General features: G+C 46.3%; 17 protein-coding genes and 1 tRNA gene. 8 read left to right on the top strand and 10 right to left on the bottom strand.

Features of this window, described 5'->3' with window-relative positions; genetic code table 11:
- Positions 1 to 72: 72 nt before the first annotated feature.
- Positions 73 to 2,202: an alpha-ketoacid dehydrogenase subunit alpha/beta gene (locus tag ABIE50_RS31585; RefSeq protein ID WP_354028271.1), complete on the top strand. Its 2,130-nt coding sequence runs from the start codon at positions 73 to 75 to the stop codon at positions 2,200 to 2,202.
- Between the two features lie 98 nt (positions 2,203 to 2,300).
- Here ABIE50_RS31585 and ABIE50_RS31580 read toward each other — a convergent pair whose 3' ends face one another.
- The 8 genes from ABIE50_RS31580 to ABIE50_RS31545 form a co-directional block, all read right to left on the bottom strand.
- Positions 2,301 to 3,932: a RagB/SusD family nutrient uptake outer membrane protein gene (locus tag ABIE50_RS31580; protein WP_142685910.1), complete on the bottom strand. Its 1,632-nt coding sequence runs from the start codon at positions 3,930 to 3,932 to the stop codon at positions 2,301 to 2,303.
- Positions 3,933 to 3,951: 19 nt separating this feature from the next.
- Complete coding sequence (locus ABIE50_RS31575; RefSeq protein WP_354028270.1) at positions 3,952 to 6,927, bottom strand: SusC/RagA family TonB-linked outer membrane protein; 2,976 nt, start codon at positions 6,925 to 6,927, stop codon at positions 3,952 to 3,954.
- Between the two features lie 556 nt (positions 6,928 to 7,483).
- Positions 7,484 to 8,878: a hypothetical protein gene (locus ABIE50_RS31570; protein WP_209863111.1), complete on the bottom strand. Its 1,395-nt coding sequence runs from the start codon at positions 8,876 to 8,878 to the stop codon at positions 7,484 to 7,486.
- 293 nt (positions 8,879 to 9,171) lie between these two features.
- A complete protein-coding gene (gene yiaA, locus ABIE50_RS31565; RefSeq protein WP_142685913.1) occupies positions 9,172 to 9,591 on the bottom strand; it encodes an inner membrane protein YiaA in 420 nt (139 codons plus the stop codon).
- A 150-nt stretch (positions 9,592 to 9,741) separates the two neighbouring features.
- Positions 9,742 to 9,813: transfer RNA gene (locus ABIE50_RS31560), tRNA-Met, on the bottom strand.
- Positions 9,814 to 10,072: 259 nt separating this feature from the next.
- Complete coding sequence (locus tag ABIE50_RS31555; protein ID WP_209863107.1) at positions 10,073 to 11,722, bottom strand: family 2A encapsulin nanocompartment cargo protein cysteine desulfurase; 1,650 nt, start codon at positions 11,720 to 11,722, stop codon at positions 10,073 to 10,075.
- On the bottom strand, positions 11,709 to 12,632 hold the full coding sequence (locus tag ABIE50_RS31550) for a family 2A encapsulin nanocompartment shell protein (protein WP_142685915.1): 924 nt from the start codon (positions 12,630 to 12,632) through the stop codon (positions 11,709 to 11,711). Before ABIE50_RS31550 ends, ABIE50_RS31555 begins: the two co-directional genes overlap by 14 nt.
- 264 nt (positions 12,633 to 12,896) lie before the next feature.
- On the bottom strand, positions 12,897 to 13,667 hold the full coding sequence (locus ABIE50_RS31545) for an NIPSNAP family protein (protein WP_209863102.1): 771 nt from the start codon (positions 13,665 to 13,667) through the stop codon (positions 12,897 to 12,899).
- A gap of 97 nt (positions 13,668 to 13,764) precedes the next feature.
- On the opposite strand from ABIE50_RS31545, the gene ABIE50_RS31540 reads away from it, so the two are divergent.
- Positions 13,765 to 14,880: a suppressor of fused domain protein gene (locus ABIE50_RS31540; RefSeq protein WP_209863099.1), complete on the top strand. Its 1,116-nt coding sequence runs from the start codon at positions 13,765 to 13,767 to the stop codon at positions 14,878 to 14,880.
- A gap of 152 nt (positions 14,881 to 15,032) precedes the next feature.
- Positions 15,033 to 15,893, top strand: coding sequence for a TraB/GumN family protein (locus tag ABIE50_RS31535; RefSeq protein ID WP_209863098.1), 861 nt, complete (start codon positions 15,033 to 15,035; stop codon positions 15,891 to 15,893).
- A gap of 244 nt (positions 15,894 to 16,137) precedes the next feature.
- On the opposite strand, the gene ABIE50_RS31530 is transcribed toward ABIE50_RS31535, so the two are convergent.
- Together ABIE50_RS31530 and ABIE50_RS31525 are read right to left on the bottom strand one after the other, a co-directional pair.
- Positions 16,138 to 17,034 carry a glycerophosphodiester phosphodiesterase family protein gene (locus tag ABIE50_RS31530; protein WP_209863095.1) on the bottom strand — a complete coding sequence of 299 codons (897 nt, stop codon included), beginning with the start codon at positions 17,032 to 17,034 and terminating at the stop codon, positions 16,138 to 16,140.
- A gap of 41 nt (positions 17,035 to 17,075) precedes the next feature.
- Positions 17,076 to 19,031, bottom strand: a complete 1,956-nt coding sequence (locus ABIE50_RS31525) for a glycoside hydrolase family 97 protein (protein ID WP_209863092.1) — start codon at positions 19,029 to 19,031, stop codon at positions 17,076 to 17,078.
- Between the two features lie 791 nt (positions 19,032 to 19,822).
- Between ABIE50_RS31525 and ABIE50_RS31520 the strand changes: the two genes are divergently transcribed.
- From ABIE50_RS31520 to ABIE50_RS31500, 5 genes are read left to right on the top strand one after another with little or no spacing between them, the layout of a single operon-like run.
- Positions 19,823 to 21,601: a type VI secretion system Vgr family protein gene (locus tag ABIE50_RS31520; RefSeq protein WP_209863089.1), complete on the top strand. Its 1,779-nt coding sequence runs from the start codon at positions 19,823 to 19,825 to the stop codon at positions 21,599 to 21,601.
- 20 nt (positions 21,602 to 21,621) lie between these two features.
- On the top strand, positions 21,622 to 23,121 hold the full coding sequence (locus tag ABIE50_RS31515) for a zinc-dependent metalloprotease (RefSeq protein ID WP_209863086.1): 1,500 nt from the start codon (positions 21,622 to 21,624) through the stop codon (positions 23,119 to 23,121).
- 1 nt (position 23,122) lies between these two features.
- On the top strand, positions 23,123 to 23,608 hold the full coding sequence (locus tag ABIE50_RS31510; RefSeq protein WP_209863083.1) for a hypothetical protein: 486 nt from the start codon (positions 23,123 to 23,125) through the stop codon (positions 23,606 to 23,608).
- Positions 23,609 to 23,618: 10 nt separating this feature from the next.
- On the top strand, positions 23,619 to 24,557 hold the full coding sequence (locus ABIE50_RS31505) for a hypothetical protein (protein WP_209863080.1): 939 nt from the start codon (positions 23,619 to 23,621) through the stop codon (positions 24,555 to 24,557).
- 5 nt (positions 24,558 to 24,562) lie between these two features.
- Positions 24,563 to 25,045 (top strand): DUF4280 domain-containing protein, encoded by a 483-nt coding sequence (locus tag ABIE50_RS31500; protein WP_142685925.1) that lies wholly within the window; start codon positions 24,563 to 24,565, stop codon positions 25,043 to 25,045.
- The last annotated feature ends 1 nt before the right edge of the window (position 25,046 follow it).

The raw sequence follows: 25,046 nt of genomic DNA, 5'->3' as shown, positions 1-25,046 counted from the left end.
AATTTGCATTAGCAACTGTTGCTATGGCAACTATTGTTTTTAATTTACCATCATCACCAAAACAGTCTTATTGTGTTTAAAGATAGCACAAGCGTTTCAACTTTTAAAACGCCTGCCTCCAATACAGGTGGTAATGCCGGCGAACGGACTGAATTACTTACAGCCTGGCGATTGATGTGCGAAGCCGGCAGTATGGCCGCTACCTATGAGGCAAACAGGTCCATCTGCAAATATGTTCACTCTACTTCCCGGGGGCATGAAGCCATACAAATAGCCACGGGACTACAGTTACGGCCCTGGGACTTTGTAAGCCCCTATTACCGGGATGAGAGCATGCTCCTTGCCATGGGCTTCACTCCCTATGAATTAATGCTCCAGCTGCTGGCGAAAGCAGATGACCCTTTTTCCGCCGGAAGATCTTATTACAGTCACCCCAACAGCAAAGAGGCTAATAAGCCGCAGATACCGCACCAGAGCAGCGCCACCGGTATGCAGGTGATCCCCACCACCGGTATAGCCCAGGGAGTGCAATACCTGGAGCAAATCCATTCCTCCCTGCTGAAAAGAGGCCCTGACGGAGAATTGCCCATCGTGCTGTGCTCCCTGGGAGACGGCAGCGTTACAGAAGGAGAAGTGAGCGAGGCCCTGCAGTTTGCTGTACTGAAACAGTTGCCGGTGATTTACCTGGTACAGGACAACGAATGGGGCATTTCGGCCACAGCAGCAGAAGTAAGAACAATGAATGCGTATGAATACGCGGCCGGTTTCAAAGGCCTGGAGCGCATGCAGGTGGATGGCAGCGATTTTACCGCCAGTTATGCCGCTATGGAAACAGCGATCAGCTACGTAAGACATGAGCGGCGCCCAATATTGGTGCAGGCCAATGTACCCTTGCTGGGACATCATACCTCCGGCGTGCGGAAAGAATGGTATCGCACCGCGGAAGACCTGGAGAAGCATGCTGCCAACGACCCTGTTCCCAAACTGAAGGCGCTTTTATTGAAACACGGGGTAACCGCTTCTCAATTGGATGAAATTGAAAAAACGGCAGCCAGTGATATACAGGCTGCTTTCAATAAAGCGGTACAGGCGCCGGATCCGTTGCCAGAAACAGTGCAGGACCACGTATTTGCGCCGGCCGCTATAACAACGGAAGGCGGTACCCGTACACCTGTGGGCAAATCCAAAGTAGTAATGGTGGATGCCGCTTTGCATGCGGTGGAAGAAATTATGCAACAATACCCGGAAGCTATTTTGTTTGGGCAGGATGTGGGCGTAAGACTGGGAGGCGTTTTCCGGGAAGCGGCCACATTGGGTGAAAAATTCGGGGCACACCGCATATATAACACTGCGATACAGGAAGCGTATATTATAGGGGCTACTGCCGGCCTGTCTGCCGCAGGCGTAAAACCCATAGTGGAAGTACAGTTTGCCGATTATATTTACCCGGGATTTAACCAGCTGGTAACGGAAATTTCAAAATCGTGTTACCTGAGTAATGGCAAATTCCCGGTACAAACCCTTATCCGTGTGCCCATCGGGGCATATGGCGGGGGAGGGCCCTATCATTCAGGCAGCATAGAATCCACGTTGCTAAGCATCAAGGGTATTAAAGTAGTGTACCCTTCCAATGCCGCGGATATGAAAGGCCTGATGAAGGCGGCGTTCCTCGATCCCAACCCGGTTGTTATGCTGGAACATAAAGGGTTATACTGGAGCAAGGTGCCGGGAACACTGGATGCCATGACAATTGAGCCCGCAGCAGATTATGTGTTGCCATTGGGGAAAGGAAATATTATACAACATGCGCATCCTAAGGATACCGCGCAGGGAAATACAGTTTGTATTATCACGTACGGTATGGGAGTATATTGGGCTAAGGCGGCTGCTCAAAAATATCCGGGGCAGGTAACTATTGTAGATCTTCGCACACTTTTCCCAATGGATGAAGAACTGGTATATGAAATGGTGAAGCAACATGGGAAATGCCTGATCCTTACAGAAGAACAACTGAATAACTCTTTCACCCAGGCATTGGCCGGACGTATACAGCAAACATGTTTCCGGTTCCTTGATGCCCCGGTATTTACACTTGGAGCGCTGGACCTGCCGGCCGTTCCGCTGAATACCGGCCTGGAGGTTGCAATGCTGCCAACGCCTGCAAAAGTAGCTGCGGCTATCGGCGAATTACTTGCCTATTAAATACAAAAAAGAAACGGCCATCTCAGTGAAGAGACGGCCGTTGGGTTTTCCGCATCCAGGGTTGAAGCCGTTTACTGCTTCTCACCCAAATCAGTTTATCAGTAACCCGGATTTTGAACCAGGTTAGGATTAATACTTGTTTGTTTAAACGGAATCGGGAACAGCTTGTACTTATCAGCAGATGGCTGATGATCCCACCAGCTGCCGGTAGTGAACTTGCCAAAACGGATCAGGTCTGAGCGGCGTTTACCTTCAAAGATGAACTCACGGCCTCTTTCTGCGAGCAGTTCGTTCATGGTGAGACTGGTAGCAGTATATGCTTCAGCGGCCCAGTCTTCCGGCTTGAATGCCCTTTTCTTACAGGTGTTGATAAGATCAACAGCTTCCTGTGTAGCAATGCCATTATTTTTTCTCATCAATGCTTCAGCCTTGTTGAAATAGATCTCTGTTAAGCGATATAATACGAAGTCGTTGCCCCAGTAATTAGGATCGTCTTGTTTGCCGGGTACATATTTAGCGAAACGTGCACCGCTGTTTTCTTCACCCTGCGTCATACCACCGGCGCCGCTTGCGCCTTCAGAATTCCTGCGGATCTCTTTTACAAAAACAAGCGGTTTACCGTTGTATTCTTCTGTACCGAGTACCAGGCTGTCGCCAACGCTGGTGCGCAGTGCCGGATCTTTTTTCTGAGGTCCGATCAGCATCCATTTCTGCTTGCGGAGATCATTGTCCTTATACGCATCATAAGCAGTAGGAATAACAACGATACTGTTGTTTCCATCTACATCAGCGTTGTAGATCTGGCGTTGGCGATAGTGCCAGAAATCACCTTGCCAACCAAAGCGGGAGTTACCGGCTCTAAGGTCATAGGCAAGCTGGAACAGGTTTTCCGGAGAGGTATTGTTGTTGTTGGCAAAAGCACGGAAAATATCCGGTTCCAGTGCAGGCACAGCGCCGCTCAGGGAACCGCCGTCGCCGGCAATGATCTTGTTGCAATAGGTAATGCAGTCGTCCCAGCGTGGAGTACCTGTCCATTCCTGCGCGTTGAGATACAGTTCCACCAGCATGGCGTAGCCGCCTGCTTTGGTAGCGCGGCCCACCATATCTGCAGATAGTGGTTTCAGCAGTTCCACATTTTCTTTGAGCTCTTTTTCAACAAACTCAAATACCTCTTTACGGGATTTGGTAGCAGGAGATGCCGGCTCGCCTACTTCTGTTACGATAGGAATGTTACCATACAGGTCCATCAGTTTCAGGTAATGCCAGGCACGCACTACTTTTGTTTCTGCAATAAATGAGGCTTTGTCTTCATTGGTCATACCAATTTTGGCAAAGTCCATAGCCGACAGATCTTTCAGCGTATTATTACAGAAACCTGCGCCCCAGAACATCAGTCGCCACGGATTCCAGGCATTGTCTTCATTCGCGATCCAGGTATGGTTATGCAGGCGGATCCAGTTACCGCCATCATAGCCGTGCCTGCCTTTCTGTGGCCATGCCAGCTGGTCGGCAGATAGTTCCTGCAGGCGCCAGTAACCGGTTTGACCTGTAGGTGCAGCCCATGCGCCGGCATGGGTAAACGGGCGCAGTACGGCAGACAGTACTTCTTCTTTATTACTATAAAAGTTATCTGAAATAATTTCGCTGTATGGTTTTTCATCGAGCTTGGTGCAGGCACTCAAACCGAGAGCCAGTAGGGCTGCGCTGATATATGCATTACTTTTTTTCATACGTTACAATTTGTTGCTTTTAAAATCCAAGGTTCAATCCGATAGTATAGGAGCGGGTACGTGGATAAAATCCTCTTCCATCTATACCGGAATCCAGTGCGGTATCCTGCAGCTCAGGATCAAGACCGCTGTATTTGGTAATGGTGGCAATATTGCGGCCGCTGGCATATACACGCAGGTTGCGGATATATTTGGTTTTCAGTTTGAAATTATAACCGAGGGTGATGTTATCCAGTTTTACAAAATCTCCTTTCTCCAGGTAGTAATCTGAGAACTGGGGATCGTCGTTCAGCTTGGCATTTTTGCCAATGGCCGATGACAACATGTTATTCGGTGTCCATTTTTTGTTACCGAAGTACATATCCTGCAGGTTCAGGATATCGAAACCGAATTTGCCGCGGAAGAAAACACTCAGGTCAAAGTTTTTGTAACGGAAAGTATTGTTCCAGGAAGCCATGTACTTGGGAATACCATTTCCGATCACTGTTTTATCGTCCGGATTGATTTGGGAAGTAGTGGCTTTGCTGCCGTCTTTTTTGTAGAACAGCCATTTGCCATCGTCGGTAAGGCCGGCGTAGCGATAGCCGTAGAAAGTACCCAGCGGACCGCCTTCTACTACGCGGATGGCCTGGCCAAGGTTACCCGGAGAAGGAAGATCTCCATAATACTGTTCAGTGGCTTTATAGATCTGGTTGGAGAATGACACCATTTTATTCCGCTGGGAATTGAAGGCGATATCACTGTTCCAGGTAAAATCTTTGGTTTTTACCGGTACGGTATTGATCACTACTTCCACCCCGCTGTTGGAGATCTCACCTACGTTGGTGAAGATATTATCCAGGATGTTGGAAGGCAGCTGTGCGGTGTAGTTGAATAACAGATCCTGTGTTCTACGGCTATATACATCAACGGAACCGCCGATCCTGTTTTGCAGCACGGCGAAGTCAACACCTACGTTGAACTCTTTCTTTTTTTCCCATCTCAGGTCCGGGTTCGGATTTTTATTAGGCCCGTAAGTCTGGATCCATTTACCGTACTGAAGGTAAGCGCCACCTGTTCCCAATGTGATGAGCGATTGATAGTTGGGAATGCCCTGGTTACCGGTAATACCATAGCCTGCGCGGAGTTTCAGGTTGTTGATCACGGTGATGTCCTGCATAAAGGCTTCTTTTGAAATCACCCATCCTGCAGATACTGCGGGAAAGTTACCCCACTTGTAATTGGCGCCGAAACGGGAAGAGCCTTCATGGCGCAGGATAGCCTGCAACATGTATTTCTGTTTGTAGTTATAGTTCAACCTGCCGAAGAACGCAATGAGGGTATTATCTACCTTGTTGCTGCTCTGTGAAGGGCGGGGAAGTTTGGGATCATTTAATGCGTTACCTGCAGAAATGTTCCAGTCTTCAAACGCATCGGTGAGGAAACCATTATTATCCATGGAATACTTTTCCAGAGTGCTGTATTGATAGCTGTAGCCGCCGAGCACATTGAATGTATGGTCTGAGGCGACTGTTTTTGTGTAGTCGACCGTAGCCTCAAAAGTTTTGTCCATAGCGGCGGAATTGGCTTTATACGCATAACCGCCACCCTGGAAGTCCTGAATGGAAGAGCGGGAAGCCTTCATTTTATACTGGCGGTCGGTATATTCGTCGCGGACAATAGCGCCGAAAGCAGAAAATTTCAGATCATGTATAGGCTCCAGTGTCAGGCGTACATCTCCCGAATAGGTTTTTTGATCCCTGTCATATAATTCCTGCCGTAAACGGGCCAGTGGGTTATAGTTATTGAAACCATTTGTTTCCACATATTTACCATCAGGGCCAAAGATGGGAGCGGTAGGATTCCGTTGTACTGCCTGCTCAAAATCGGCGCCTGCGTTACCGGCTTTATTATCTCCGCCACCGCTGTTACCACCATTTAAGTTGGCTTTGCTGAAATTACCTGCCAGGTTGAACTGCATGGTGAGCATGCCCTGTAAACCGGTCTGGTTTACATTCACCCTTCCTCCATATTGTTTGCGGCCGTTTTCGATAGCAATACCGTTGGCATCGTTGTAGTAAAGGGATGCGCGGTAATTGCTGTTTGCAGTACCACCGGAGGCTGCGAAGTTGTGATAATGACTGAGGTTGTTTTTGTCGAGCAGAAGATCATACATATCTACATCGGCGCCCTGGTTGTTGGTTGCACCGGCTACTTTTACATATTCTGCAGCACTCAGTATACTTGGCCTTTTGGCAACTGCTTCGCGTTGCAGGTAAGTAGAGTAGGTATATTGCGGATCCCCGGCTTTACCTTTTTTGGTTGTGATGAGAATTACCCCGTTGTTACCGCGGGTACCATAAATAGCCGCCGCAGAACCATCTTTCAGTACATCAAAGGTGGCGATGTCATCTTGCTGCAACAGGTCGAGGTTACCGCCGGGAATACCATCAATTACGATCAGCGGGTTCATATCCCCGGATACGGAGCTAATACCCCTGATTTGTATGGAAGCGCCACTGTTAGGGTTGTTGCCCTGTGTTCTGGTAACAGATAAGCCGGCCACTTTACCCTGGATCAGATCCATAGGGGAGCGGGAGCCGCCCTGGTTAAAATTTTCTGCTTTTACGGTAGCCACTGAAGTAGTTACTTCATTTCTTTTTTGTGTACCGTAACCCACTACTACTACGTCTTGCAGCGATTTTACAGATGCTGCCAGTTTAATGTTCATAGCGGAAGCGGATGCAGGCACTTCCTGCGGAAGATAGCCGACGAAAGTGAATATCAGCACAGCATTTTCAGGCGCCTGTAAGCTGAAGGTACCGTCGGCTTTGGTGATGGTACCGGAGCTGGTTCCTTTGATCTGAACAGATACGCCGGGAATAGCCGTGTTGTCGTTGGCATCCGTTACTTTTCCGGATACATTTTTGCCCTGTGAGAAGGCGAACAGCGAGAAGAGCATCAGTACCATACTGGCAAAGCAGGTCCGTGCCCAAAACGTGGATCGTTTGTGCATATCAATTAATTGAAGTTGGTTAATAAAGAAAAGCCGGTGTCGCTTATTGGAAAAACGATTTAGCAATAAGCCTGCAGGCTATTTTTTAAAATTTTTCAGATGCTGGTTTACTCATTTAATTGTGAAAAATATCTTCTGCTGAAGATGCTGCCCGGTTTCCGTCGGACAGGCAATGGTTCCCTTATATTCGCATAAGCAAAATGTACGATTCCTTACAGTACTTATTTTATACAGTAATATATCGATTTAGCAAACAATCAAAATAACAAGTTTCAATTAGCTTTTACCTGGAATACATTTCAATTACTATATTTTTTTTCTTCATACGCGGGTGTGTCATACATGGATTTCCCGGTGTTTATCATAGTACCTATTAAAAAAATCGATTTAGCAATAGGTTCAAAAAAAAGATTCACTGGAATCTTTTCTGAAATAACAAGTCAGATTATACCACACATTTTCTCCTGCCACGGAATAAAAGTAGTATTTATTTGTATTAAATGAAATGATTTTTAACATTTTTTTTGAGATGCAGGAAATGAAATCCTGCGGGGAATTAATCGCCGCTATACATATCACTGATTTCTTTCAGGATCTCATAAACGGTTTGCTGGTTACCTTCATTATACCGCCGGGCCCAGAAAGAAACTAACCAAACCGCCATCCGGCGTGCATTCAGGTCATGGTTGTTAAGAGATGGGTCTACCCGGTCCATATTATCTATTACCAGTTTTACATCTTCAATAAAATCTTCCGATGCAGTATAGTCAGTAACAACGGCCATTTTAGTATAGAGCTTTTCCAGCCGTGCAGTTATATTTTCTTTTGTTTGCAAGGCGCTATAGGTGAGCAGCAGTTTGTCTACATAATAGTGTACGGGGGAGCGTTGGTAAGTATTATACGGAAGTATTTGATACAGCAGTTTCTTATATGCGTCAAAAGACTGGCGTAGCCGGACTGAATCCCGGCCTACCCAGCTACATTGGCGGATGATCATTTCCAGTCCCCGGTTTTCTGTATATGCCACCGTACTATAAGGATCTTCGTCTTCCCCCTTATAGTACAGTGGTTGCACATATGTATGCCACATCAGGGCAAGATCGGATGTGGATCGTTTTTTTACAATACTGCTGTCTATTTCCAGCTGCTCATGCAGCAAATAAGCGGCGCCTTCATGAAGTTCGGTGGCGCGGAGTGGAAAATCAGCAGCTGCCTGGGTATCATAGGCAACTATATCTGTTGCTGTGGTATCTGCCGCTGCTGAAGCTGCCAGGAATATTGCTTCACCGGCATGGGAATCGTGACGGTCGCTTTTATGTACCGTTTGTACCGCAATAAAAATAACCACCAATGCTGCAATACCGGCAGTGCTTGCGGTGATAATGGCAAACAGCCGGCCACGTGCCCATAGTTTCTCAGCCAGCCACCACATAGTGCCAAGCAGGAATGAACAAAAAATAGTTAGCCCCAGCACTACCATATATAATAGGTAATTTTTGCCTGTGTCGGACTCTGTATCATGGTTATTCAACAGGAAGATAAATGCAAATGCAACCAGGGAAATAAGCAGGTCCGATAGAAATAATTTTTTCCAGTATTCACTTCCAGGTGCAGTCGCTGCTATACGTTTTTTTCTGATCAGTGATATCAACCCGAAAAAAATACCACACCACATACTACAGGTAAGGAGGAAAATAATAGGCGTCAGAAATACATCGGCCATAGACCCATTGTTGTAATGGAGTGGAACAATATGAGTAAACCTGTCGAGCTCATACAGCAAACCAAAAGGAAGGGTCACTAAAGCTGCATTTTTTAGAATATCATTGGACCATTTTTCAAAATATCCGGGTACGGCAATATTGACCTGGGAAAGGAACAGCGGGGTAAACAACAGTATAACCACCAGTATTTTTACAATTATTATATACTTATAGATCTTGTTTCCCATGGGATAAAAAGGTTAACTGTCAACAAATATATTATAATATGGCGCAAAAAAAAGTGATTAACAGGAAGCCAGTTAATCACTTTGCAGATAAATTACCAGGGTGTCATGGATAGATGAATCTTATACCTGTGAAGGCGCTTACTGGTAATTCAGCGCGGCACAGAGGGGTAATGCAAAGGTAGGATTGCATCAATTGCGTCTGAAATCGATTCAGGAAAAGTATTTATAGAATCCGGAAAAAGAGGAAGGGGGAATAACAGGAAGGCTGCTTGGCGGCCTTCCTGTTGAAGAAACTATTGAATATCATTCGCTGTGCCGGAGGCTTTCGCCGCCTGGGTATCGCGGGTATTTTTCTGAACGGTAATGGCGCCGAAAACGCTCAGCAGAAATGCGAAGGCATAGAAACCTTTTTCACTTGGCGCAAGGGTAGCGTTCCATAGGCCGATGGTAAGCAGCAGGATAGTGAGCAGCATTGACACCCAGCTAAGACCATAATAAATGTCTGTTACCGGAACGCCTTCGAGCCTGTCGCGTACACACTTCTGTACAGATACGGCGGAAAACAGGCCGTACATCAGCACGGTGAAGTAATACCCTTTTTCATTCAGCTGCATAGTGGATGCATTCCACAGGCCAATGATAAAGCCCAGGATGCCTGCAAATACGGCCACCCAGGAGGCGGCAACAAATGCCATTGAAGGTTTTTGTTTCATTGATTAAATAAAATTTTATTTAGGGATTGGGTTGATGGCTAACAAAACTGCTTTCAGTATATTGATTGCCTGCTGTAATAATACTATTTATTTTTGATCTGCTGATCTATAAAAAAAGTCCTGCACGTGTGTACAGGACTTTCATTTTTGTAGCGAGGAGCGGATTCGAACCACTGACCTTCGGGTTATGAGCCCGACGAGCTACCTCTGCTCTACCTCGCAATGTGAGGTGCAAATGTAGGTAAATAATTTAAACCGCAAAATTTAAATGTTGTTTTTTATGAGCACAGCCGCATGTTTCAGGGGAGTGATATTTTTCAGAAGAAAATTAAAACGAATGTAATATAATGCTGTGGCTCGTTTAGGGATATTGTGAAGTTGTTGTTTTTCTTTTTGTGAGATGATTTTTTTTTGAAGAAGAGATGGCCTGCCGTTTGAAATAAGCAAACAGCAAGTCATCTCTTCTTACAAAAGATAAAAATTATATCCTGCTCCTGCGTAATCTCAGCAGGGTATTTACAAGGATATCTATATCGGCGCAACTGTTGTAAAATGCCAGCGATGGCCTCACGGTGCTTTCCACCCCAAATCTGCGGAGAATAGGTTGAGCGCAATGATGGCCTGATCTAACGGCAATCCCTTCCTGGTTGAGCACGGCGCCTACCTGCTCGGTAGTGAAATCTTTAAATACAAAAGACAATACGCTTGTTTTGTCGGGAGCCGTGCCTATTAAACGCAAACCAGGCACTTCCTTCAGCAGCTGTGTTGCATATACAAGCAGGTAATGTTCATACTGGTGTATAACATCAATGCCTATATGATTTACATAGTCGATGGCTGCTCCCAGTCCTACGGCATCGGCTATATTACCGGTACCGGCTTCGAAGCGTCCGGGGGCTGCATGATACTGCGTATGTTCAAAGGTTACATCTTTGATCATATTTCCGCCACCCTGCCAGGGTTGTGTTTCATTCAGCAATGCTTCTTTACCGTACAATACACCTATCCCGGTGGGGCCAAAAACCTTATGCCCGGAAAATACGTACCAGTCGCAGTTAAGCCGCTGCACATCTGCGCGCATATGTGATACTGCCTGGGCGCCGTCTACCAGCACCTTTGCGCCGGCCTGATGAGCCAGTTCCACTATCTGCTGTGCAGGAGTAACAGTACCCAGGGCATTGGATACCTGCGTGAAGGATACCAGCTTTGTTTTTGTACTTAACAGTTTTTGATATTCAGACAATATGATCTGTCCATCTTCATCTACAGGAATTACCTTTATCTGTAATCCTTTTTTTGCAGCCAGCTGTTGCCAGGGAACTATGTTGGCATGGTGCTCCAGGTGGCTCAGAATAATTTCATCGCCTGCCTGCAGGAATTGCTCGCCCCAGCTTTTGGCTACCAGGTTGATCGCTTCCGTGGCGCCGCGCACAAATACAATTTCATTGACAGATGCTGCATTCAGGAAGGCCCTTACTTTTTCCCGGGCGCTTTCGTAGGCATCTGTGGCGCGTGCAGCCAGTTCGTGAGCGGCCCTGTGGATGTTTGAATTTTCGTGTTCATAAAAATAACTGATCCTCTCAATTACGCTTCGCGGTTTTTGCGTGGTGGCGGCGTTATCCAGCCAGATCAGCCGGTGGCCGTTTACATGTTCCTGCAATACCGGGAAGTCTGCCCTTACGCGGTTAATATCCAGCGGCGGCTGGGTTGCCCCGGTGATACCGGCTGTTTTTTCCGGTAAGAAGTAATAGGAAGTTCCTGCAGAAGGCAGCTGGGACGTATAAGATGATGAGGGTATACTTTTCAGTGCGCGTTGCAGTTCCTGTTCAAAAGACGGATCGTAGGCTGTTGCCGGTTGTTTAAGCGCAGACGGTGAAATACCGCTGCCTGCTACGGAAGCGGGAATGCCGCCGTTGCCGGAGAAATGAGGGTCCGGTAAGCTGGTTGGCGCCTGCGTAACATCCGTTACGCTTCCCTGCTGCAGTAGCGGGTCCTGGATGGGGGCAGCTGATGTATAGCCCGTGGAGGGTACATCATTACCGGATTGCAAAGAGGAAAACAACTGGTTGGCCAGTTTTTCCAATGCAGCAATATCCGGTAATCCATCTGGTTGGAAATTATTTGTATTCATGGTACTTGCCTATTTCTACATCATCCAATACAGCAATGGCATCGTCTACCAATACTGCCAGTGAACAGTACAGGGATACGAGATAAGAAGCGATGGCCTGATGGTTAATGCCCATAAAGCGTACGGATAAACCGGGCGATTGTTCACCGGGAAGATTAGGCTGGTATAATCCAACTACCCCTTGCCTGCTTTCTCCGGTACGTAGCAGAATGATCTTTGATTTGCCGTTTTCAACAGGCACTTTATCGGATGGGATCAACGGGATGCCACGCCATGTGATGAATTGGGAGCCAAACAGGGAAACGGTGGGTGGCGGAACGCCCCTCCGGGTACATTCACGGCCAAAAGCGGCAATGGTAAGCGGGTGCAGTAGAAAGAACCCAGGTTCCTTCCATACTTTGGTGATGAGTTCATCCAGGTCGTCGGGCGTAGGGGCGCCGGTACGGGTTTTAATACGCTGCGATGCTACTACGCTATTCAGCAGGCCATACTCCTTATTGTTAATTAGTTCGCTCTCCTGGCGTTCCTTAATTGTTTCAATGATCAGCCGCAACTGTTCGCTGATCTGGTTGTAAGGTTTGCTGTAGAGGTCTGATACCCTGGTGTGTACATCCAGTACCGTGTTCACGGCGCTCAGGTTGTACTCGCGGGGATTGTCGATGTAATCCACGTAGGTTTGGGGAAGCTCGCGTTCATCCCTTCCGGAGCAATCTACGGTTACATTGCTTTCATCTTTTACTTTGTTAAGCCTGTATACGCCCGATTCTACGGGGATCCAGCTCATTAACCGGGTTAGCCAGCGGGGAGTAATGCTGGACATCTGTGGTACCGTGCGGGTGGCAATTGCCAGTTGTCTTGCGGCAACGTCGCCAAGGGCAGTCTGTACTTTCTGTTGAGTTTCATCAGCCATGGGGGATCAGTTTTTGAATTTTTAAAAATGTAGTCTTGATTGCAGGGAAGAAAAAATGTGTGGTGGCTCATTTTCCATTCTGCTGGTGGGTATAATGGAAGTTAAATTAAGCCTTTTTGTTTAATTATTGAGCCGGATTTTTTAACCGGAGAGCCCTGTAACGCGGAGAAGGGTTAAATACTGAAAACAGTGGGGGAGATAATGGGGAAATAACATCATAAAAACATTGTGGCGGGTATGCATGCTGCCCGCCACAATGTTTTATTAAAGGTCTGAATAGTCTGTTGGCCGAAGGAACAGGATATCTGATTTTGATACATTATGACTGTATTCTTCCATCGCTGAAAGGGCTTTCCATTTCGGATCTGCACTAAATGCCTTCCAGTGCGCATCACGGTCTTCCTTGTTATTGAAAGTGGTCATGTACATCAGGTTAGGCATGCGGGAGCCTGAAATAACAGTAGCATAAAATACCGCGTTAAAGTGAAGGTTCCGGAAAATGCCGATTTCATCGCCGGTATTAAACATCTTTACTTTATTGATATGATACTTTTCGGAAGGGCTTTCATAACTCCGTAATTCGTATACCCGTTCCTGTTTGGGAGCCGTTAAGGAAGGCGCCTCCAGTACGGGCATCCCGGGAAATGCCTGTAGCAGGATGGATTCTATACGGGTGTAAGGAATATTGTTCCAGGCGGCATCTGTATAATCTTTCCCGTTAGCGCTGAATGCTTTGTTGGATGCCAGGGTTTTATCCAGGTTAACAAATTGTTCGAGCGACTGGAAGGGGATCAGCACATAGATACGGAGATCGGCCGTATCGGGTGTAACCGGTTTGAAAACGCCGGCCTGTTTGATACCCGCCTGGTGCAGCGCGGGAAGAAATGCTTTTTCCAGGTAATTATCTACCAAAGCTTCCTGTTCTTTTGTTTTCAGATGATAGATCTTGATCTGGTAAAATTGTCTTTCTTTGGCCGTGAGTGTAACGGAACAAAGTACCAGGAGTGCCATTAGCAATGTGGAATATATCTTCATAAAAATTAATTATATACCAGACAAAATACAGCAAATGGGGCAGGAATTATAGTGATGCTTTAGAATACCGTATTTTTGCGGACTTAAAAATGTACTTATGTCTGAGCCGGTTATGTTAATAGAACAGCCTAATAACAGAGGAACTTTATATGCCGTAGTGGAACAGGACGACAGGGTAGCTTATTTTTACCTGTATCCTTCGGAATTACTGACCACTAAGTATTCCCCGCGTCCATGCTGGCTGCGAAACCTTGGCCCTGCGCCGGAAAAGAAAGACGTGGCTGCCATGAAAGAAGGGATGGCGCCTATGCTGGAAGCGGCCTACTGCCGGCATCCGCAGGGCAGTGAACCGCTGGAAAAAGAACGGATCACCATTATATGGATGGAAGAGGGAGATGGCGCAGCAGTATTATACGACAACGAAATACTGGGTGTAATACCCGGCTGGAGCCTTTATAATGATGAACATGCAGTGGCCTATGCTGCTGATTGTATAGGCGCCGGCGATAACGACCGGCTGATGCCATTGGGAAAACGCGGCGCTAATGCCATGTATGAACGGGTAGACCAGGCCATTGCTTTCTGGAAAGACTGGGAAGCTGAAGCCAGCCAGGCCTGGAGCATCCTGCAGGATCAATATATAAAGGCCTATGAGGCAGTATTCGGGCCTATTCAGCAGTATTATGCCATTGATGGAGGGCAATGGCCGCCAATGGCACTGGGCAAATTTGAAAAAGACGACGTGGTGTACCTCCTCACTCTGGGAATAAGCATCCGCCCGATGCCCTGGATAGAACTGCTGTACAGCGACCGTTCCCCGGGATTCCGCCGCATGGAACTGGCGATGGCAGTTAGTAAAAAAGATTTTACAGATAAAGAGATCATGGCGATGGCCGGCCTCATGTCCGGTATGGCAGACAGGCCCTGGAAACAGATCACCTGGCTCGGCGAAGGCCACACGGTAAGTTCGGATGAACTGCCGGAGCCTTTCGAAAGCGTGATAGTGTCGTCTGCTTTGTACAATGGCCCCGCTATAGGGCTGCCTGAGATATATGGCGATAAGGTGAACCTGTACTGGCTGGCGCCTATTACCAAACTGGAAAGGGAATATGCCCATTCACGGCCCAATGCAGGCTACGACCTGCTGGAGAAAATGATTCAACATAACCTGAGCCACCTCGTTACGCGGCGCGCGGAGCTGCCATCGGACTAACAGGGACCTCTTTTTTATACATAACAGCCTGCTGTAAAGCAGGCTGTTTTATTTACCGGTGGTGGAATCAGAGATTTTTTGAGAAAAAGTTGAAATATTTTGTAACAAAATGATTCCATGGCCTACTAATCCGGAAAGAAAATCAAAAGCACATGAAAAACATCTTCAAAAATATTACAGCAGCAATAGTGGTAATCGCCGGCTTATTTGCAGGTAAAGCAGCCGCGCAGGATAAATCATTATTGTGGGAAATCAGCGGCAACGGGCTGGCTAAACCTTCTTATTTATACGGCACTATTCATATGATCTGTGAAAATGATTTTAAGGTAACGGAGAAGACAAAAAAGGCGTTACATCAATCAGGTCAGCTGGTCATAGAAGCCAATATCCTTGATCCCAATATCAACACGATTATGGCCAAAGCAATGACCACCGATGTGCCTTTAAGTAAAAGGCTGTCTGCTTCAGATTATCATATCGTGGATTCCATTATGAAAGCGAAATGTGGCGTACCATTGGCGCCGTTTGAAAATTACCAGCTGGTGGCGGCTATTTCACTATTGGCCATGAAATCGTTTCCATGTGAGGAGCTTAAGTCTTATGAAACTACTTTTATAGAAATGGCGCATGCAGATAAAAAAAATATCGGTTACCTGGAAGCACTGGAAGAACAGGTGGGATACCTGCTGAAATCCTATACCGACAAGCAGGTGGCAGACCAGGTAAAGGCTTTCGACAGCAGCAGCATAAACACTGATAAACTGGTAACGGCCTATAAAGCAGAGGATCTGGGAGATATGTACGCGCTCCTTACCGCGCCTGATCAAATGGATGAAAATGCCATTCATTGGATGCTGGAAGTAAGGAATAAAAACTGGGTAGAAAAAATGCCCGGTATGATGAAACAGGAAAGTACTTTTTTTGCCGTAGGCGGTGCACACCTTGGAGGCCCCATAGGATTGATTAAATTATTAAAAGAGAAAGGATATACCGTTAAACCTATTTTGAACTAAAGCTATCACCTTTTGAAAAGCAAGGAAAAAGAATTTTCAAGGAAAATGAATAACGCGGATGTTGTCTGACTCAGGATTAAACTGATTACGCTGATTACGCTGATTTGATTATTCTGGATTTTAAAGGATTTGGGGAGATATAAGCGGTTCGCTTATATCTCCCCAAATCCTTTAAATCATTTATAAAATCCTAAAAAATAAAATCAGCGTAATCAGTTTAATCCTGAGTCAGACAACATCCGCGTTATTGCTGGTAGCTCCCTGCCAACTTTACCAGTTTATCAGGCGCATTGGAAATAATTCCATCTACTCCCCAGGAGATCAGTTTTTTTAACTCGCTTTCATCATCTACCGTCCAGGGTATTATTGCTACTTTTTTATTGTGAGCTTCCTTTATCAGCTCTGGTGTTACCAGTTGATAGTTGGGACTGTAAATAGTTGGTATAAAACCGAGCTTTTCAATATTGGCGCTGAAGCTGTCTTTATTGCCTGTCAGCAAAGCTGTTTTCTGAGCAGGATAGCGGCGGTGTAACTCCTGGAGTGTACGGATGTCGAACGATTGAATTATAACACGCGCCGTTATTTTTTTTCTGTTGACAACTTCCATTACCCGGGCTACAAATTCTGCCGGACCAGGGTTGTAAATACCATCACCGTCCGGGGAGCTTTTGGTTTCCATGTTATAAAACACCGGCTTGAGATGATGTGCCTGTACATACGCCTCCACGCTGTCTATCAGATCGGTGAGCAGTGGCCGGTGAACCATCATTTTTTCCTGTTGGGGAAAACGGGGATGAGGTTTGGTGCCGGCGTCATATTTCCGGATACTGTCGTACGACATTTTATATAGCGCAAGACTTTTTTCTTCTTCTTTTGAGATATCCGAGCCATCCGGCTTACGCATAAATTCTGCCGACATATACGCGTCGTGCGATACTACTACCTGGTGGTCGGCAGTGATGATACAGTCCAGCTCCAGTGTTTTTGCGCCCAGCTTCACTGCATTGATCATAGCAGGGATCGTATTTTCCGGCATCAGTGCCATTCCGCCCCGATGTGCCTGTACATCTATTGATTGTTGTGCTGTTGCATTGCTGGTAAACAGGCCTCCCAGAACAGCCAGAAATAAAATACGGTTCATGGTTGCAAAGTGAATATAAATGGATTATCAGCAATGTTATTTTATTGTTGCTTCACGATTCTTGCTGCCCATCCGCCGCCAACATTCATTACTACAGGTACTTTTGAATGTTTGTCTACGATAACCTGTTCCATTTTATAATCCTGTCCGTTCCTGTCGGCGTTAATACCATCTTTCCAGATATGCATGGTATAGCTGCCATCCGGGAGGAAAGAGCAATCCAGCGTCAGGGTCCGGGGCGTGAAGTTGGTCATGCCACCTACGTACCAATCGCCGGAAGCAGCCTTGCGGGCTGTAAGTATATAATTGCCCACGCTGGCCTGCAAGGCAATAGTAGTATCCCATACACTGGGAACCGCCTGCAGGAACTGCATACATTCCGGTTCTTTGTAATAATGGGTGGGGTTGTCGGCCAGCATTTGCAGCGGGCTTTCATATACTACGTACATGGCCAGCTGATGGCAACGGGTACCAATGCTCATAGGGTTACTGAAATGAGGCGCCCAGTCTCTCTTTTGTGCGTTGAGCATGGCACCGGGCGTATAATCTGCCGGTCCGGCGGCCATACGGATAAAGGGGAAGGTAACATTATGGTCCGGCGCAATGGATTTACTTTGATCGCCCTTGCTTTGTTCCAGTCCGTATACGCCCTCGAAGGAAATAACGTTGGGATATGTACGTTGTAGCCCTGCCGGTTTATGCGCGCCATGAAAATCGACCAGCATTTTATGTGCGGCAGCGGCTTTAGCCACGCGTTCATAATACTGTACCATCTGCTGGTCGTCGCGTTGCATGAAATCGACCTTAATCCCTTTGATCTTCCATTTGGCAAAGAGGTCCATTGCTGCATCCAGCTGCTGATCCAGCGCCAGCCAGGTAGTCCACAGGATGATGCCTACATTTTTGGAAGCTGCATAGCGCGATAATTCCTCCATATCAATGTCAGGCACTGTTTTAAGAAGATTGCGGGTATCGCTCCAGCCTTCATCCAGCACTACGTATTCGAGGTTGTATTTAGCGGCGAAGTCGATATAGTATTTGTAGGTGGCGGTATTGATGCCGGCACGGAAATCTACCTGGTAAATATTATTATCATTCCACCAGTCCCAGATGGCCTTACCGGGTTTCACCCAGCTATAGTCGCCGGCCGACGGCTCTGCGAGCTGATAGGGAAGTTCATTTACCAGCAGGTCTTTATCTTCCGGTGCAATCATCACAATACGCCAGGGCAGCTGGGACGCGCCTTCCTTTTTAGCGATAAAGTTTTCCCTGCTTTCCACTTCTTCATCCCGGTCGGAAGTGATCTTTTTATTAATAGGGTAGTGAGGGAATACCGCTTCCAATGTGTTGCTGCCATTACCTTGCAGCCACATGCCGGCATAATTAAGGAGGGCTGTTTCGGTGATCAGTAATTTAATACCGTTTACACTGAACAGTGCCGGCAGGCTGGCCAGGCTTTTTTCGCCACGGATGCTGTCTATGGTCAGCTTCTTGTAAAGGCGCTCGTTATGGGAAAAGAACCCGCTTTCTACAGGATACCAGGCGCTGTCTTTTGCCTGGAAGCCAAAGCCGCCCTGTTCATTTAGTACCTGCCAGTTGCCTTTGTTGTTAATAAGCCAGCGCCATGCAATACCGTTATTGTATGCCCGCCACTGCAGCGAGGTATGGTTTTTAAAATTGATCTGCAACTGGACATAGCGGTCTTCAATAAACGTGCTTTTTTGTTTTACTACAGGGCGGAGGGTTTGTGTTACTGCCGATGTTTTGGTACCGGCCACTTTCCAGTTGCCGCCGGGACTAACGGAGGTGGCTATACTGATAGTCGCCGGTTGTAGCAACAGCTTCCCGTTGTAGGATAAGGAATACTGTATACTATCCTTTACGGATATGTGTACGGTGGTTTTACCGTCGGGCGATTGTAAGGTGTAATCCTGTGCCGCCGCTGTGATACCAGCGGTGATAGCTATCCAGGCAAGCATCCATCGTTTCAGATTCATCGTTTCAGTTTTTATAAAAGTTACGGGGCGGTCCCCGGCATGTTTTGTTCCGGGAAAGAGGGCGGTAAATTAGTCGTTATTTTATAAACTTTACATGATAAATTACAGACGGTATCTCCAGGGCCGTAACCTGCTTCTGTATTACGATAGTTGATAAATTGCCGCATTTTTTATGCGTTGGCCGTATACCGGTAATATGCCGGCGCCCCATGAATTGCCGGGTGCATAAGCATTTGTTTGTGGCCCGCTTTTACCCGGGATGCTTTTCCTTATTTCCCCGCATGTTTTCAGATGCAGGTATATATTTATTCTTGTTTTTAACTAGATAAATTTGCCGGTGTTGCGATAGAGATATTGCTTGCAGGAATTTGGAGTTTCCCGGGCCGGATATGCATGAGAGAAGGGTCAATGTTTTTACAGCGGAAATATTTCTGACAGGAACAATGCGGGGTTACAGGAGGGTAGCTTGGAAAGCCGTCGTCGTGGGAATAGCTACCATAGCGTATAACAGCCGGAGTATGTAACATTAGGCGTCCTATTCATATTATTTAACGGCAGAGCTCTTTTATTTCGTTGTATGGTGGCGTTATTTTTTTGCGAGGAGTGATTGAAATTATGACACTTGTTGTATATTAGTTCCCGATAATAAAGCCATATTTATCTACTGTTGCGTGTTTAACCCGTTAATGGCAATAGCAGATATTAATTCCAATTTCTGAAGTAGTTACCCGATATCATTTCTATAGTGATAGAAAGGTAGTAACCATATTTAAAACCGTAAAAGCTGCGAAATGTCATTGTATACGCACACCTCATTTATTATTGGTGATCATCAGTTTACTTCTTTTCATTCCCTTACCCTGCATCAGACTATCCGCGGCCATCATAGCTTTGAAATCATGATCGGGTACGACTGGCTCACTAAACTGGGAAAAGGATTATTCAATGCCGGTAAGGAATTCCTGGGTAAGGAAATATCTATCTCTGTAAAACCTGTTGAGTCAAATGCTGTGTATAAGCCACTGAATTTTAACGGTATTGTTGATGGTATCAGCATGGGAAAAGAGAGTGATGGCACACACGGTTTTTGTGTGATAAAAGGGCACAGTGTTACTATCCTGCTGGAGGATGATGAAAATATAGCGTGTTATGAACAGAAAAATTTGTCGGCCATAGTCACTGAAGCCCTGAAAGGATGCGGACCTTACGCCAAATCCCCTGCGGTAGATCCGGCACATACAGATACCCTGAAATATATTGTACAGTATAAAGAAACCACTTACCAGTTTATAGAGCGGCTCGCTGCCCGTTTCGGGGAGTGGTTTTTTTATGATGGAGAAAAGGTGATATTTGGAAACTACCGGCCACAGAAAACGACGCTTACTCACCAGGTAGACCTGATCGGGTTTAACCTTGATCTTACTGTGAAATCCAATAACAGCCGGCTGTATGGATATGATTACCGGCAAAGCCAGGTAGTAAGCAACGATACCCTTTCTGTACCTGCAGGTAACACCGATGTATATACGAGTCACCTGAAAGAAATAAGTGAACGTCTTTATAAAAAAACATCACAATATAAGCTGAACCAGTCGTTTGGAACGGGTGCAAAATCGCAGCTGGATAAATATACACAGGCGCAAAAAAAAGGAAGGCTTTCCCGGATGGCGGTGCTCAAAGGTACCAGCCAGCAGAGCGCATTACGCATTGGCGATATCATTACAGTGAATGAATCGGTACTTTCCAATGAGCATCATGGTGAATTTGTGGTAACAGAGCTGGTCCATTACTGTACAGAAAACGGGCTGTATAAAAACACATTTGAAGCCATTCCTGCAGCTGCCGCCATGCCGGTGGTAGACCTGTACAGTACACCATTCTGTGAAGCGCAAAGCGCTGTGGTAACAGATAACAACGACCCAAAGGGACTGGGCCGCGTAAGGGTAAAATTCCAATGGCAGCAACAGGGATCCACTCCATGGTTACGATTAGTATCCCCGCATGGAGGTGCCGACAAAGGATTTTATTTTATACCTGAAACCGGGGAGGAAGTATGGGTAGATTTTGAAGGCGGCAACCCTGAATTACCGGTGGTACTCGGCACCGTATATAACGGGAACGCCAAAACGGGTTTCGGGGATGCCCAGAATAACCTCAAGGTGATCAAAACCCGGAGCGGACACCTCATCCGGCTGGATGATACCGATGGGGCGGAGAGTATTACCATCACTGATAAGTCGGGGAATATTGTAACAATGGATACCAGCGCCCAAAGTATCAACATCGCCGCAATGGAAAATATTACTATCAACGCTAAAAACATCAGCTTTACAGCAAAAGAAAATATACAGGTAAGTGCAGGTAAAAATCTGTCGCAAACTGCGGTGAAAGACTTCAGCCTGCTCGCCGCCAATATTAAGGAAGTAGCTGATGATACACTGCAGCGTACTGCTAAAAGTATTGAGAAAACAGCGGAGAAAGTAAGCATGAGCAGTACTAAGGAGAATATTGAAATGCATAGCGCCAAACAAATAGTGAATAAGAGCGGCGATAAAGCGAAAATGTTTTAACCCCACATAACCAGCCACAGATGGGAAGTATCATCTCAATAGCAAAGTCAATTGTTGAAAGCTCCGAGCTGTCAACTACCTATGCAACTAACGGAGATATCAGTTTGAATGCCGCCAGCCAGGTAAAATTGCGGAGCACAGAGAAGATTATTTATGACAAATATAAAGCGCCGGAAACAAAAGAGAAGGAACTAAAGAAATTCCTGGTGCACTTCAGACGGCCGGCGGAATATAAAGGAGAATATGGGTTCGACTGGCTCAGGGACGAATACATTTATGCATTAACTTATATCGAGCGCGATAACAATAACCAACCCTGTAACAGTACCGTGCCGCTGGTAAGCGATGTAGCTGCCGCCAAAAGCGAGTATCTGAAAGATGTAAAGAACCCTGTGAAACCATATGGCGTTGATTATTATCCCGCATGGTTGTCACTGTTCCCTTACACCACCTCGCAACAGTTCAAATATGGTTCTTCCATGAACAAAGATGGCGCACAGCTGGATCTTGAACTGGAAGAAATAGAAGAAGTGATCAGTGATGGCACAGAGATCATCTTCGAATCAAAAAATCCGAATCTCAGAATATCCCCGCAGAAAATAAATATTGCCGCAGTAATGGGAAGCGGATTGCAAACCCGCCACCGGCCGGGAGGGGTAAAAGTTAAGTACTATAAGCTGAAAGGCGCTGTGAACATAGTAAATACCAATGCTCCTCTTCAGCAGCATGAAGAAATAAAAGTATTTGCAAAATTGGGCAATAAGAAAGAGGAAGTGGGCAAGCTGATGGTGTACAATAACCACATCATTCCCAAAATGGAACTGATCCTGGTAAAAGTTGGTACACAGGCCAACAGCGTTCCTTCCATCGATCAGCAGCTGGTGAAAGATATGGAATACCAGTTCAAAAGGGCTTCCTATAACCAGGCCCTCATCCGGGCGGAACTTAAAACAGATACTATTTTCGAAACAGGAGTACTGCCTTTTACCGATAGCACTGTTACCAGTTACTGGAATAATGTATTGGGAGGATCTGCATCGTTTAATGAACAGCAGTTTCTTGAAGATGTAATTAAGCTGTATGAAAGATACGGACAGCACAAACCCAATGGAGGCCGTATTAATGCCGATGCCAATAAACGGACCTATATTTTTCTCACGGATTTGCCAGCCAGCTTTAATGGCCTCACCGCTGCTGACAATGGAGATGTGATCAAGGAATTTGTATGGGGAAATGCCTTTGTAGTATTCCTGAGCGGACTGAATCAGCGGCGTACACTGTTGCATGAAGCCGGCCACTCGCTGGGCCTGCAACACACGTTCAGCGCAGGAGCGCCCATGGCAGGGCTTAAGCCGCCACCTTATACTTTTTACCAGGGACATACCGACAATATCATGGATTATACCTGGCAAACAAACGGGAACCTGAATCCGTACAATGCCAAAGACAATATGCGCTCTTTCTTCAAGTTCCAGTGGGATATCATGAGACAGGACCGGAGCTTAATTTTAAATTATTAGTATGCGCGGCAGTTTGCTTACCCTTTTATTCGTAATAATGGTAATGGATATACTACCGGCACAAACGAAGTCCCCATCCACTCCGGTGGCCTGGGTACATTTTGGTGTTTTTTCCAACAGTGCCCGTGTGAAATACCGCATTACACCCGTTGCCCTGGAACGCTACTGGCTGGATACCAGCGGTGTGAAAATTGATTCTTCCGTACAGCAATTATCTGCTGCCCAATGGCAACGGAACCGCTTTATACTGGACGCTATCCCATCCCTGCTGCTAACCGCCGGCACTACTACATATAGCTGGGGTTGTTTGTATTGTGGAGAGCAGCCGGTAATAATAGTAGACATCGGGTTCGCTGATAAAAGGCCGGGATTCTCTTACCAGATAGATGGGGATACCAGCCGAATTCCTGCAGGGATACGGAAATACGTAAAGAATATAAGGAGCGCAGTTGCACAGCTGATTGCGGAGGAAAGTAAAAAACAGTAGCCATTCCGATATGAATAATCGTTCTTTCCGGTTTAACCCGGTGCATCTCAACAGAACTTATGGTGTAACCTATGTTATTCAATCGGCAGGCATAGAACAGGTGATCAGCTACGAGATAACAGTTAATTGTTCTAAAAGATTGCCCGGCGACATGTTCCTGTTTGAAATAAATAAAGGACAGGTATACATCAATAACCAGGCGCCTGAAAAGATGATTGATAAACTTGCGGAGCAATGTGGAAAAGTATTATATCCGTTGCAGATAAGGGTAAATAGTGCCGGGCAGTTTTCCGGTATTGTTAACCAGGCCCAGATAGCGGCTGCCTGGGAAGGCATTAAACCTGCATTGCAGCAATATTATACGGGAGAAATTACAGCACAGATCATGTCCTACATGGATCTTGCAGTAAGCAGTGAGCCGCATATTTACCGGTCGCTTTGCCGCGATTGGTTTATGGCGCTTTATTTTGCTGACCTCTACCAGCCCGGGAGCGATATTATGAAACGCGGGCTTACCGCAGCATTGCCGCTAATGCCTTATACAACGCCGGTATTGTTTAACGTTACGCAGCAGCCGGTGCAGCATAATACAGCGAGTGGCAGCCTGGTATTGCAGCAGAAAGGAAATTGCAGCGATCCGCGTAGTGTGGAAGATCTTATGGCAGGGAAGGAAATTCCATTATCACAGCAGCTGCACGGTATTCACACGCCCTTAAAGGGTCAGGCAGATATCAGCTATAAGTTATATCAAACGGATTATTCCATCAACGCCATAACGGGAGAATGCAGCTTGCAGCTCGCACCCGGTGAGGATAAGAAAGTAACGTTCACTGTTTATCATTTACGGGAGAAAGATAAAACGCTGGCCCCGGTTATGCCGGTGCTGCTGCCGGAACAGGAACAGGCTGCAAAAAAGAAAAAGCGTTTTTCCTTCTTTTTCAAAATTTAGAGGATATGAGTGAAAAACATCTGGTTTGCCAGGGCGCCCTTTGTAAGTGCCAGTTTGGTACCACCCCCGATAAGCTGAAAGTGAAAAGCCAGCAGGTACATTATATCAACGATAAAGACGGCGCCGAAAAGCCGTTGGCCAATACAAAGGACATTGGTCAGCCTTTTGAAGCCAATACATTTGGCAGTTGCAGCAAGAAGAATAATAATCCCTGTACGCCATCTGTTACCGGATGGAGCGGGTTTTATGATAAGGTGGTTTTGCCGGGAGATGCCTACATTTTACTGGAAGACAGTAAAGCGACCTGCGCTACCGGCGGGAAAGACTGTATCTCCATCACTTTTCACGGGCAAACAGCCGATATGACAAAGAAAGATGCAGAGAAAGCCGATAAAGAAGTACAAACGCATCTGAACCCAATGATGGATGTGCAAAAGGTAGAGGAAGATTTATTTCTGATCCGGTTTCCGCAGGGACAACCGTTTTAAA

Source organism: Chitinophaga sp. OAE865 (genome assembly GCF_040546735.1).
GTDB classification, from domain to species: domain Bacteria; phylum Bacteroidota; class Bacteroidia; order Chitinophagales; family Chitinophagaceae; genus Chitinophaga; species Chitinophaga polysaccharea_A.
Note: the sequence above shows the minus strand (reverse complement) of the source record. Positions and strands in the feature narration are given on the sequence as shown.

Coding starts and splice junctions, on each gene's coding strand:
- ABIE50_RS31520 (WP_209863089.1), top strand. CDS start 19,823: ATGTCATTGTATACGCACACCTCATTTATTATTGGTGATCATCAGTTT.
- ABIE50_RS31530 (WP_209863095.1), bottom strand. CDS start 17,034: ATGAACCGTATTTTATTTCTGGCTGTTCTGGGAGGCCTGTTTACCAGC.
- ABIE50_RS31575 (WP_354028270.1), bottom strand. CDS start 6,927: ATGCACAAACGATCCACGTTTTGGGCACGGACCTGCTTTGCCAGTATG.
- ABIE50_RS31540 (WP_209863099.1), top strand. CDS start 13,765: ATGTCTGAGCCGGTTATGTTAATAGAACAGCCTAATAACAGAGGAACT.
- ABIE50_RS31555 (WP_209863107.1), bottom strand. CDS start 11,722: ATGAATACAAATAATTTCCAACCAGATGGATTACCGGATATTGCTGCA.
- ABIE50_RS31500 (WP_142685925.1), top strand. CDS start 24,563: ATGAGTGAAAAACATCTGGTTTGCCAGGGCGCCCTTTGTAAGTGCCAG.
- ABIE50_RS31505 (WP_209863080.1), top strand. CDS start 23,619: ATGAATAATCGTTCTTTCCGGTTTAACCCGGTGCATCTCAACAGAACT.
- ABIE50_RS31515 (WP_209863086.1), top strand. CDS start 21,622: ATGGGAAGTATCATCTCAATAGCAAAGTCAATTGTTGAAAGCTCCGAG.
- ABIE50_RS31570 (WP_209863111.1), bottom strand. CDS start 8,878: ATGGGAAACAAGATCTATAAGTATATAATAATTGTAAAAATACTGGTG.
- yiaA (WP_142685913.1), bottom strand. CDS start 9,591: ATGAAACAAAAACCTTCAATGGCATTTGTTGCCGCCTCCTGGGTGGCC.
- ABIE50_RS31510 (WP_209863083.1), top strand. CDS start 23,123: ATGCGCGGCAGTTTGCTTACCCTTTTATTCGTAATAATGGTAATGGAT.
- ABIE50_RS31535 (WP_209863098.1), top strand. CDS start 15,033: ATGAAAAACATCTTCAAAAATATTACAGCAGCAATAGTGGTAATCGCC.
- ABIE50_RS31545 (WP_209863102.1), bottom strand. CDS start 13,667: ATGAAGATATATTCCACATTGCTAATGGCACTCCTGGTACTTTGTTCC.
- ABIE50_RS31550 (WP_142685915.1), bottom strand. CDS start 12,632: ATGGCTGATGAAACTCAACAGAAAGTACAGACTGCCCTTGGCGACGTT.
- ABIE50_RS31580 (WP_142685910.1), bottom strand. CDS start 3,932: ATGAAAAAAAGTAATGCATATATCAGCGCAGCCCTACTGGCTCTCGGT.
- ABIE50_RS31525 (WP_209863092.1), bottom strand. CDS start 19,031: ATGAATCTGAAACGATGGATGCTTGCCTGGATAGCTATCACCGCTGGT.